We start from the raw sequence: 10,582 nt of genomic DNA, 5'->3' as shown, positions 1-10,582 counted from the left end.
TAAGCCTTAACGCCCCAACTGGTTAAATTTTAAGGGGTGACAACTATCCTGCCAGAGGGGGATTAACACGAGCCAACTTATTGACGCGCCCCATACACTTATTAAAGTCACGCCTGTATGGGTGAATAGTGCGGTAATGCCTCTCCTTCGCCAACCTTTCTACGTTATGAACATTGGCGCGAATTCGTGCAGCTTCTCCCTTTGGGAGTCTTGGTTCCTTAAAGTTAACTCTAAGTCCGTGAACTAACAAAGGTTCGGTCGAAACATACTGAACTTTCGTCTTATCTCTGTTAACAGGGAGTTCCTTTGCGTGAAGCATATTGACTACTAGATCTTTTACGTAGTCAAAATTAACATTTTCATTTGGGCTTGAAATCGTTATGTCATCAATTAAACGCGTGTACCTGAAGCCTTTTCGCTTCAGCCTTCTAACTACTTCTGGCTCTTCATCGTAGAGCGCTAAACATGCTAAGTAACTAGATGTTAAACCGCCTTGAACTAAGCTATCGCCCTTACAGCATATATCTGTCAGAAGAGATGCTACTTCATCATCTGTGAATCCAAGCATATCTTTGAAGACTTCTAAAACTAAATCCCGATGAACATTGTTGTAAAAATCGCTAATATCCATTTTAAGGATACTTTTTGAAGGACAATGGACACGAGCACAGGCTACATAATCTTTCTGTACTTCCGTTTCACCATCATCCCCTATGTCGTTGGGGACGCAACCAAATATGTAAGATGGCCATCGAATGATGCCGGAGTCATTTCCGTGAATCTTTTTGCTAGGGTTAAAAAATCGAGTGTTAATACGTCGCTGTAGTTTTCTGATTTTATGGTGAGGGTTGTATATAGTTCGAGTAGTTCCATCTGCTTTAGGCACACTGCTTTCAGTGTATCTCTCAGCCTCAGTGAGCGCTAGAGCCTGCGTTAACTCTTCGTCACCTATGGAAAGGGCTTGGCAGAGTTTAGCTCTGGAATCTATCGGACCGCTTACTTTTCTTTCAAAGTACATCCTATACGTCATTATTTAATTCCTTTTCCGATATAGGAATCAGCCAGCCCATACTAAAGAGCTCAGGTAGATAGCTCGAATACCACTAACTCTCAGCTGATAATGATACTATCTACCATGGCTGATCCTACCGTCCAACTCAACGGCGGTTCGTTGAGGAGGCTGTCGGAGTTCTCCCCTATTGCTCTCCAATTTGAGAGCTTCTGATTTAAATCAGAAAGATCAGCTGAATCTATTATCAGTGGCGTAACGAATCGTCGGTACGACGACTATCTAACGTTATCATAAAATTTGAACTTTACAAATCATTAAGAGCACGAGCTTATATAGAGCTACTGCGGGCTTTTGCCATCGAGGTAGTAAGTGTTGAAATACATCGGTAGAGCATAAATTCTGTCATCAACCATTGCCATTAGCATCTTTAATTACAATCCTTCCCGACCCAACCATAAGCAGTAACTGTTCTTCCTCAGTGAGCTGATTAGCCGCAGCTTTGCCGAGATAGACCCATCTCTCGATCATCTCATCAACTGTCTTGGGTAGTTCTTCCAAAGCAGCCTCGGCAGCGGCAATCAAATCATCGTCAATGCTTATTTCGCCTTTGTTATCTTGCGACTGTGACATTTTCCTTATCCTTACAGTGTGAAAATTTCCTCGTGACTCTTCGGTAAAAGCGGCTACAAACTGGCAGCTTTGCTGGTGATCTGTTAAACCAACTGTGTCCGCCTAATGCTTGATCGGTTTCATATTGCGATGGCAGTTCCCCTTTATCCTCAAGAGCTAAACGAATGAACTCTTTCAGTTGAGGGAGCAGCTCTTTATCTCTTCGCAACCATAATTTGTGCCCATAATATTGCCGTTTCTCATTGGCAGGCAGTGCATCAAAGAGCCACTTTTTATCGTACTTGTACAGCAGACCATACTCTTTCTGAACAAGCTGTCTAAGCTGGGTCCGGTTGTGATTTGGGTTTTGCTTCATCATCTCCAATAAAACCTTACGAGCGCTATTTCGCTTTGAAAGCAAACGCAAATATTGTCGCCAAACCACTAAACCACTCACAGATTGAATAATCTGCTCTACCGCACCAACTGATACCTCAAACTTGCTAGCGATATCATTCCGGCACGCCCCTCCGATAGCCATACCTTTAATGTTGCGCTCAATGTCTGGGGTTATCGTTTGTCGTCGCTGGTCGATACTCACCCCCATCAGTTTGGCAGTTTGCTTTACATATCCGACACTGACTCCAACGCGTCTTGAAACCTCTCGCATACTGTACTTTGCTTCGCGAAGCAGTACAGCGCACCGACGAGCCTGTTTGTCGGTCACGCCTTTAGGGGCGCTGACAGGCGCTTCTCTGTTGTCTACGGATAGGAATGAGAGCGCAAACCGTAAGATTAGAGCCTTAAATGGATGTATCGGACTTAAGGGTTTGCGGAGGATTTTACGAACGTGGTGTTCGTTAACGATTTTCGGGATGTCCAGTCCAAGCTCAATTGCATCAAGCAAATGCATTAAACTTCTCATATCCAGATTTTGTCCTCGTTTGAAGAGAACTGGATAACGATGCAAATCATCGTGGGCTCTCTCATTTGACAGCCTTGATTGCTCAATACAGTTAGCCACAAATTTAGCAAATCTCACCTGCATCTCAGGCGCTCGGTCATAAACATAATTGTTGGGTAACGATGGCAGTATGTATTGACGACTGTCCGTTCGGCTTTCAACCAACTCACACTGGTGAGTAGGGCAAGCTGTTACTCCATTGAACTGATGAATTAAATGCCAGTAACCCACACCAATTCTTGCAACATCACTGTTGTAACAAATGGGGCAGATACAAGAATAACCCACCGACTTATGCCCGAGCTGTGACAACGTCGATGTGTTAGCCAGCGATAGCGCATTGCTGCCCAGCATTACACGCTTCAACTCTGTATTGCGGCCAGTGAAGATGCCATACAGATCAAGTAGCGTATGCTTGCTCAACAAATAATTCGTTTCATAGTCAGACCAATTCGCGATCTTGCTGATTTCAATTGGGAGCACTTGGTTGATGCTTACCGACTCTCGACCAAACCAGTCTTTAGCAAGACTCCGAGAATTGCGCATGCCCCATACGTGCTGACACCTTGCTACGTATGAGTAGAGCGTCTCATCCGGCTGAATCCTTGGTGCGTAGAGAGCGATGCTCATGGCTTAAAATCGTACAAGTAAAAGAACTTAAACAGCAGGTAAAGCAAAGGGTGTACGGATGACTTAACGCTCATGATATTGCTAGCGTGCAGTGCAGCGTTGCTCGAAATTTTTTCAGCCTCGTTTTTCATATGCGGGAACAGAATCGTTAAGTATTTGCTCAGCGCCCGTCTCCACTTTTTATCCAAATAAACACCCTTTGCGCAGCGCTTGTGTGAGTAAAAACTACTTTCCATGAATACGTTTCTGTGAAGTTTTACCTCCTCCCTGTGCGCTTCAACGCCCAACTGGTAAATTCGATTTGTCTCAAAATCCAGCCATCGATGAAACAGTGTTATGCTGGGGGCAACGTATGCGTCTTTATCAAAGAACGACTGACTGAATTCAAAGCCGTTAAACTGAGACACGGGGCGCTGAAGAAGTATTTGCTGATGTTTATGGCAAATAAACGATGTCGCAGCCTGATGCTGAGCATTCCAAACGCCAACGCCATACGCCTCTACCGATGTATTAAAACACTCAGGGCACAGCTTGATAGACTGAAAAGGCAGAAATACCTTTTCGGCGTTAAACAGGACTCTTCCAGTCGCTCGCTTGCCCGTTTGCTGATTTAGGAATCGCGTAACTTCATCATCTTCAATAAAGCTTCGCCAGAAGCACCCAAGTAAGTTGTTATCAACAACCTCTGAAACTCGATGATTACCGTAGTTCTGAGTAACCAAGGATACCGCCCACCGGGGGAGTGTCTCACCAATCTGTCGCGAGCTGGAGATCTTCAGTAAATCAAGAAAATGGTTTGCCCCCATAAAGTTGGCAAATTGCATCAATCGATACACATAACTGGGGAAGTACTCCTCCTTTTGAAGCAGCACATTGTCAAACATCATGGTTACGAGTGAGTCATTGTTCATATGGCTACTCGACCTCCATGTCCTGCGCAATCAATGCTTTCACACGCTCATTACGAGCTTGCACTTTAGGGTCTACGGGTAGTGTTTCTGTTGGCTCCTTATTATCCGCTACAGGCTCTTCAGTTTGCTTGCGAACAGGAGACACCGCCTGAGGTCCTCGCAGTTTCGGCTTTATCGATTCGCTTCGAATATGAGTTTCACAATGCGCACGGTAAATGCGCTCTGACAGGCTTGATTTAGTTAGCTTTTGTTTCTCAGTCAGCAAAAACTCAGTTAACCGTTTGAGCTTACTTACGTTTCCCTCACAGTAGTAAAAAAGTATCTGTTTAAGATTGTCATTAAGCCAGTCTCGTTTTAAACCTAGGAAGTTAAGCATCGTCGCCTCAACCAGCTCGTGCCACGTGGGAGAGTCAGATTTGTAGTCTTGAACGCGAAATAACCCATCACTTATCAAGCGTCGTTCAGTCTGTTCAGGCTGATTTTTATCAGCGAATAAGTCCGTAACCTCAGGTGTTCCAATGAAAAACATGGGAATGCACAGATCGTTATATAAATCCTCCAAAAACTCGTTCGTTAGCTTCTTCGCGTCTTTGGTTTTATTGGCATTTAATACGAACTGGACATCGTCAACGACAATCATCCCTAGCCCGACCATTCGGCACATCTTTATCACGTAGATTATTTCGTCACCTACTGTCGCGGACGGCAACCGAGAGGCTAAATTACTACCGAGCTTTTCATCTATAGCATTGAGAATTGACTGCAAAAATGGGCGTTTACTGCTGGTGCTTTTGATGAACACTTTTATCCACAAAACTTGAGGAACGCGACGCCAGCCAGTTTCCTCACTAGGTGGGTGGAAGTGACCCTTTACATCTAGGCAAGACAAAATCTTATCGACCTCTTTGGTTTTGCCATGCCCAGACCTTCCTAACATCAACATCGATGTACCAGCATCAAGAATAGACGTTGGCTTAGGGACATTTTTTACACTTTGCTTGCCTGCTTCGATATCATGCAGATACTTGTCATAGTCATCCGTCTTTGGGTGACGATTCAAGTAGCCAACTAACACCAAGTGGTAAATACGCTCATAGAGTTCGTAGCTGTACTCAGGTGGCACAAAAAACTTTTTTGAAAGGCCAATACGTTTGATAGATTCGGGAGCTGCGCTAAAACCGTCTAGTAAATCGTCACGCTCTGCCAGCTTTGACATCAATTCAGGCTCAGTCAGCTTCAACTTTTCAAGAGTCATAATGAATGGGTTTCCATCCACCCATTGTTGCAAAAATACATTGTTACTCATCGTCAAACCCTCCTTTATTTGAGGAGGATTCAGGGCTATACGAATAGTCTTCAGCCGAAGTACCAAAAACTCGACGGGTCTCAATGACGTCACCAGCCACTTCAAGTTTTTGTTCAGTTTTAAAGTTTTCCTTGATTCCCGCAGCGATTCCCTTTCGGTCAACTTTCGGTGCAGCGCCGCCTTCATGGATTGCATGTTGGGCTTCAAGAATAGACTCCTGTAACTCAATTCGGTCTCCGCTTCGATCTTTATTATTTATTGAAGTACTGCGTTTTTCCATGGCCCGAACCTCCTCAATCTCTTGTTGCAGAAGCTCCTCAAATCTCTCGCAGTGAGACGCAAGCGTGAATTCGATGATTTCATTGCCAAACTGCTCAGAGCGAAACCACATATATCTGGGATCATCAGGGTTTACTCTGACTTTGATTTCGGGAGCCTTGCCCCTTACTAGGCATTCTTGCTGCCAGCTTTGAAAGCCCTTATGAGTCGTGCGGTAAACTAATTTATTTGAAGTTAAATGAATCCCATCCTTTTTCACTACACCCACTTCTTGATCTAGTAGCGAGTACATTACCAATTCCTTTGGTTTTTGGATGCCGCCGCCCATGCGTCGAGAAATATGGCGCTTCCACAGACTTAAAGGAGTGGGTTTGACGCCCTCAAAAACATCAAAAGTTTGCAGTCGAGTAAAGTTAATTCTGCGCTTATTGAACGATAAAATTGCTTCAATAATAAGTTGATTTAGCGTCACTATATCAACTTCCGCATCGTTGGATACATGCGCCGCGTCCTTTGCAGGATTTGGCTTTACAGCTCCCTGTAATTGTTGAAACAAGATCAAATCTGAGGCGTTGAAGTTAACTTCCACGCTTCCTTTTCTACGACTGATATAAGCGGTTGCGTAGGTGATAGTTTCGAGAAGAAGATCAGCCGCAACCATGTCATCGAAGAGCTTTTTCTTGTAATCCGCTCCCCTATCGCACAGCAGTCGGATACAAATATGATGGCAAGGCCAATCATCTTCATTGATTCGAATTCCATAGCGCTCGCAAAAAGCTACCTTATCTGTAAACGCGTTGTACAAGGCCTTCTTTACCGCTGAGGTGCCCTCCTGAAAAGTGATGGCGTATCCAACGATTTTGCTGCAAAAGCTGTCCACCACGAAGTACAAGTAAGGCCTACCCAGAATCCTTTTCTTACTTTCCCCATCTTTTGCTGGAATACGGGACACGACATATAGGTTCAGGCGAGTGGCATCAATTTCATAAGTGTGAGATGGCCCGAGTGAGTAGTCTTGTGCCTTACCTCTGGAGATATCATTATTATTCTGAACGTGCTTTTGGCTTTTTCGATAGCTAGCCCAAGCCACATGATCGACATGCTTAATAAAGTGATAACTGAATTGATTAATCGATAGTCGCTTTTGGGGGTCTGTAAATGCCTCTTCTTGGCCAAATACCGTAGTAGTTGATTTACAAAGGGTGGCGCCAAACAATCCATGTAAGGATGCTAGCTTATGATCTGGAGCATTCGGCAAGAATTTTGAAATGAATTTCTGTAGTCTTTCCAGATCTTCAGCAGTAAATTCACGCCGCAGGTAATCGTCCGAAGCACCTTTGACACCAAAGTAATTTCCCCCTCGTTCAATACGTCTCTGCTCGGCTAATTTTGCGTTAAGTGGAAGTTCTCTAAGGGTTCCACACACGAATGTCAGCGGCAGCAACGCCAGCGGGTGGCTGCCAAAAGCAAGATACTGGTTGAGATATTTGTAGAGCGTCTGTACCGTGAGCCGGGCTTCTTTTACATATGTTCGGAGCTGCAACCCTCCGAGATCGCCTTTCACGTAAAGTTCAATATCCCCTGACTCGATAATTGGCTTTATCTTGTCGTACTTGGCTAGCGCTATAGCCCGCTTTTCGTTCGTTTCTGAGCAATATAATCGAGACCCTGTAAAGTCATTAGGCTTCCTTTCATACTCTTCCCATGCATCACCATCGATATCACCACCGACGGGTAAGATAATTGGTTTTGTTGGCCGAGTTCGCTGAAGAGAAAGCGCTATCTGGTTGCGTTTTGGAAAGACCCAACAGACGGTATACACCTTGTCGGGAGATGATTTATGAACCAACAACTCGTTGACGCTAAAATCAAATTTGCCGGAGGAATGTGCTACTACCAAGCCCATGCAAAGTCCTCCCTCGCAGGGAAAACAAAACTTGCATCATTCAATGGTCGAAACAAATCGAGCTGTAGACCTTTGTGCCATATCAAATACCAGAATATGGCGAATGTCTTCTCAAACGATATGACTGTTCGAGTCGACACTTTATGGACTAAGTCTGCTAGGCGATATCTTGGTGAACGTTGAAGCTCCTCCAAAAACGCTATTTGGGACGCTCTGAGAATACCATGCGGTATATCAAGATCTCGAAAGCGGCGAGCGGTGTCGATATTGTTAACGAATATCGAGCCAACTGTCCAATGAGAGGAAGTAATTAGCTTAAACTCAGCTTTACGCTCCTCGATCCAATAGGTGCGCTCAATCTCAAGCTTATCTTGCGTTCGCGCAATAACCCTGTTCGAGTCATCCTTTACCACGATATCGTCATCATACTTGAGCGAAACGGCAATTTTCTTTATCTCGCCCGTTATGACATCTGCGTACTGAAAGAGAAAGTCAGTCGTCATGATGGCTGCTTGATAGCCTTGATTTTCCTCTTTCACCAACCCTCTCTTTGGTGCAAATCGAGGGTGAGGGATATTCAAGCGAGAAGCTACACTCAGGGTTGTATCAACATCGAGAAGCGGATACTGCGTCTTAACAGCTGATACGTTTTTAAGATATGAGAGCGTGATTCCGAATCGGCGCTCTAAGTCTGAGAAGTATTCATGTCGGCCTGAGTCTGCTCCGAGCTGCTCAGAAGAAGCATTTCCCGCACTTGAGAATTGTCGCGCAGTTATATACGAAACGTATTTACCCTCAAAAGCTCGGCGCTCAAGATACGCCTCAATTTTGTTTTGAGTCAGCTCGGTGACTCTTGGCTGTTTAATCTTTGGTTTATTTGGGTTCTTCATTGTCTAATTCCAGTGGCTACAAATCTGAAATTAGACGCAAATAACAAACCGATCAAACAAAACCTTTAAAAAACACAATATCCATTGTAAAAGCCAATAAAATACGCAAATCTAAAAAAATAACTAACGCTTATAGATCATTATATGAGACCATTTCAGATTTTTATTTTATAATTATGACTGATTGACTATGAAATATAGGCGAGAACCTCTTTATAATAACAAAAAATATTAAAACGTCAACACACCTCCCTTTGACAATGGCTCTGAGGCAGACTAATAAATTAATAGAAAACATTTACGAGTCTAGTCATGATTAAAGTCACTGAAGACAAACTAATTGCATTTGAGTTATTTCTAAGCCACCAAAAGTGCGGTAAGAACAGTGCCTTTGAGGCATTTACTTCACCTCAGACATGCTTCGAAGATAAAGCTGTTTTCGAATTACTGGAGAGCGATAATTGTGCTGACGCTATCAGGTCGTTAGTGTTAAAAACTAACTGATTTCGCCACTACACCTGTTACTTCGCTGGCAAATAAAAATGCATAGCCATTTCAATACCTATGGCATCCTTAGCTGGGGCATTAGGAAGTGTCGCTCTTTCGCTAACAGGTGCTCTAGCTATGCAGCAGCACATCATCGCATCAACTATATCGTCTTTAGCCAGCAATTTGCGTGGGTATTGTGCAAGGGCGCTTTGGTAGATGGCGCGAGCATCGCTAATGTACTTTTCAAGCAGATGCAGCCGCTCTTCAATACCTTCAGATCGTTTCTTTTGCGTTAGCAGTGGGATACGCTTGTTGAGCATACAAAAGCCAAGTTCAGGGTGGACTTCTCGAACTATGCTTTTGAGTTCGGGGCGTTGCTGCAATAGATCGTCAACTTCTTTTATCTTGTTGAAAATATGGAAGGCCTGTTGAGACAACCTTTTGCCTGTAAGCTCAGCGCTAATGCTACAGGCGTTATCATACGACTCGGCTTGCAAGCATGGTCGAACAGGTGCTGGGAAAACGGTTGACCCTCTAGGCTTAAGTGCTTTACGAGCTAACGTATCGCATTCTCGCGCTTGAGCGTCTCTATCGTAAAGGCCAATTGGAATATCAATGAAAACACCAGTGATGTTATCAAACAATTCAAATATTTCGCTTACTGTGCCTATGATTCCAAACCTTGTTTCTGAGCCACAGGAAGCTATGTAAAGCCATCCTGCCTTGCAGCCATCCATACCCACTCGCCAGCCATCCAAGTGATTATCACAGCCCTCTGACCCCGCTTGAGACAGGTTATATCCAATCGCTGGATCGTTGGACTGATATTGGTTTATGGATTCATTGAGTATTTGCATCATCGTATGCTTGTGACAATCATTGTGCTCCGACAGCACTTCACGTCGAGTAAAATAGTCTGCCTGCTGACTTTTAGGCAATTTGGATAGGTCGTTACGGAATGCGCTCCAGTCAAAACCACTGAAGTCATCCTCTCCAGAATCCATGCAGGAGCTGACAAATATCTTCTCAGTAGGATATGTATACTTGATGATTTGAATCATTTCCGTTTAAACCGCCTTTGTGGCACGATATCGAAGAAATTTAATATATCTCGCAGCGCTTGCATTAGCACGAATCGCCAAGGTTACACCAACATGCGTTGATACTAAGGATTGGTCAAATGATACGCAAGAAGCACCCTGATGTGCTGAGGGTCGTTGAATACGTTTTAGAAAAAGCATCGCAGAATGAAGCATTCAGCGTGCAGTCAGCGACTAAAAGCAAAGAGTTAAACCGATTAAGTCGACATCAACTTGCTCGGATCATGCGGGATATCTGCCTCGACCCGAAAGATGATGGTAGCCTTGCAAGATATACCACGGTAGATAACACCAATGCCGATAATACTTTTTGTCATTGGCAGTTAAATGCCAATGCCTACTTCAGCTATTTATCATATAAATCAGTGCAAACCGCTAAGAAAGCTTTATGGATCTCAGTTGCTGCTTTAGCGGTAGCAATCACAGGTTTTATTTTTTGAGTTGCGTCGGCGCATTTAGCCAAAAGTATCCTTTGAGACAAATAAC

General features: G+C 44.0%; 9 protein-coding genes. 1 reads left to right on the top strand and 8 read right to left on the bottom strand.

What is annotated here, in order from left to right:
- Positions 1-43: 43 nt before the first annotated feature.
- The 8 genes from HXZ99_RS10025 to HXZ99_RS09990 form a co-directional block, all read right to left on the bottom strand.
- The gene (locus tag HXZ99_RS10025; RefSeq protein WP_194757157.1) at positions 44-1,030 is read right to left on the bottom strand and encodes a reverse transcriptase family protein; all 987 of its coding nucleotides are present in this window, start codon (positions 1,028-1,030) and stop codon (positions 44-46) included.
- A gap of 387 nt (positions 1,031-1,417) precedes the next feature.
- On the bottom strand, positions 1,418-1,642 hold the full coding sequence (locus HXZ99_RS10020) for a hypothetical protein (RefSeq protein ID WP_194757156.1): 225 nt from the start codon (positions 1,640-1,642) through the stop codon (positions 1,418-1,420).
- Positions 1,623-3,215 (bottom strand): TnsD family Tn7-like transposition protein, encoded by a 1,593-nt coding sequence (locus HXZ99_RS10015; RefSeq protein ID WP_194757155.1) that lies wholly within the window; start codon positions 3,213-3,215, stop codon positions 1,623-1,625. The genes HXZ99_RS10020 and HXZ99_RS10015 overlap by 20 nt, the downstream gene beginning before the upstream one ends.
- Positions 3,212-4,126 carry a TniQ family protein gene (locus HXZ99_RS10010; protein ID WP_194757154.1) on the bottom strand — a complete coding sequence of 305 codons (915 nt, stop codon included), beginning with the start codon at positions 4,124-4,126 and terminating at the stop codon, positions 3,212-3,214. The genes HXZ99_RS10015 and HXZ99_RS10010 overlap by 4 nt, the downstream gene beginning before the upstream one ends.
- Before the next feature lie 4 nt (positions 4,127-4,130).
- Positions 4,131-5,432, bottom strand: coding sequence for an AAA family ATPase (locus tag HXZ99_RS10005; RefSeq protein ID WP_194757153.1), 1,302 nt, complete (start codon positions 5,430-5,432; stop codon positions 4,131-4,133).
- Positions 5,425-7,617, bottom strand: a complete 2,193-nt coding sequence (locus HXZ99_RS10000) for a hypothetical protein (protein ID WP_194757152.1) — start codon at positions 7,615-7,617, stop codon at positions 5,425-5,427. Before HXZ99_RS10000 ends, HXZ99_RS10005 begins: the two co-directional genes overlap by 8 nt.
- Positions 7,605-8,507, bottom strand: coding sequence for a TnsA endonuclease N-terminal domain-containing protein (locus HXZ99_RS09995; RefSeq protein WP_194757151.1), 903 nt, complete (start codon positions 8,505-8,507; stop codon positions 7,605-7,607). Before HXZ99_RS09995 ends, HXZ99_RS10000 begins: the two co-directional genes overlap by 13 nt.
- A 521-nt stretch (positions 8,508-9,028) precedes the next feature.
- A complete protein-coding gene (locus HXZ99_RS09990; RefSeq protein WP_194757150.1) occupies positions 9,029-10,057 on the bottom strand; it encodes a DUF429 domain-containing protein in 1,029 nt (342 codons plus the stop codon).
- A 119-nt stretch (positions 10,058-10,176) separates the two neighbouring features.
- On the opposite strand from HXZ99_RS09990, the gene HXZ99_RS09985 reads away from it, so the two are divergent.
- Complete coding sequence (locus tag HXZ99_RS09985; RefSeq protein WP_194757149.1) at positions 10,177-10,536, top strand: hypothetical protein; 360 nt, start codon at positions 10,177-10,179, stop codon at positions 10,534-10,536.
- Positions 10,537-10,582 lie beyond the last annotated feature (46 nt).

The organism is Aliidiomarina indica (assembly GCF_015354615.1).
GTDB lineage: Bacteria > Pseudomonadota > Gammaproteobacteria > Enterobacterales > Alteromonadaceae > Aliidiomarina > Aliidiomarina indica.
The sequence above is the reverse complement of the archived record's forward strand: the minus strand, read 5'-3'. Positions and strand labels throughout refer to the sequence as shown.

Bases quoted from the DNA above. Each gene is read 5' to 3' on its own strand.
- HXZ99_RS09985 (WP_194757149.1), top strand. From the start codon at position 10,177: ATGATACGCAAGAAGCACCCTGATGTGCTGAGGGTCGTTGAATACGTT.
- HXZ99_RS10000 (WP_194757152.1), bottom strand. From the start codon at position 7,617: ATGGGCTTGGTAGTAGCACATTCCTCCGGCAAATTTGATTTTAGCGTC.
- HXZ99_RS10020 (WP_194757156.1), bottom strand. From the start codon at position 1,642: ATGTCACAGTCGCAAGATAACAAAGGCGAAATAAGCATTGACGATGAT.
- HXZ99_RS10015 (WP_194757155.1), bottom strand. From the start codon at position 3,215: ATGAGCATCGCTCTCTACGCACCAAGGATTCAGCCGGATGAGACGCTC.
- HXZ99_RS09990 (WP_194757150.1), bottom strand. From the start codon at position 10,057: ATGATTCAAATCATCAAGTATACATATCCTACTGAGAAGATATTTGTC.
- HXZ99_RS09995 (WP_194757151.1), bottom strand. From the start codon at position 8,507: ATGAAGAACCCAAATAAACCAAAGATTAAACAGCCAAGAGTCACCGAG.
- HXZ99_RS10005 (WP_194757153.1), bottom strand. From the start codon at position 5,432: ATGAGTAACAATGTATTTTTGCAACAATGGGTGGATGGAAACCCATTC.
- HXZ99_RS10010 (WP_194757154.1), bottom strand. From the start codon at position 4,126: ATGAACAATGACTCACTCGTAACCATGATGTTTGACAATGTGCTGCTT.
- HXZ99_RS10025 (WP_194757157.1), bottom strand. From the start codon at position 1,030: ATGACGTATAGGATGTACTTTGAAAGAAAAGTAAGCGGTCCGATAGAT.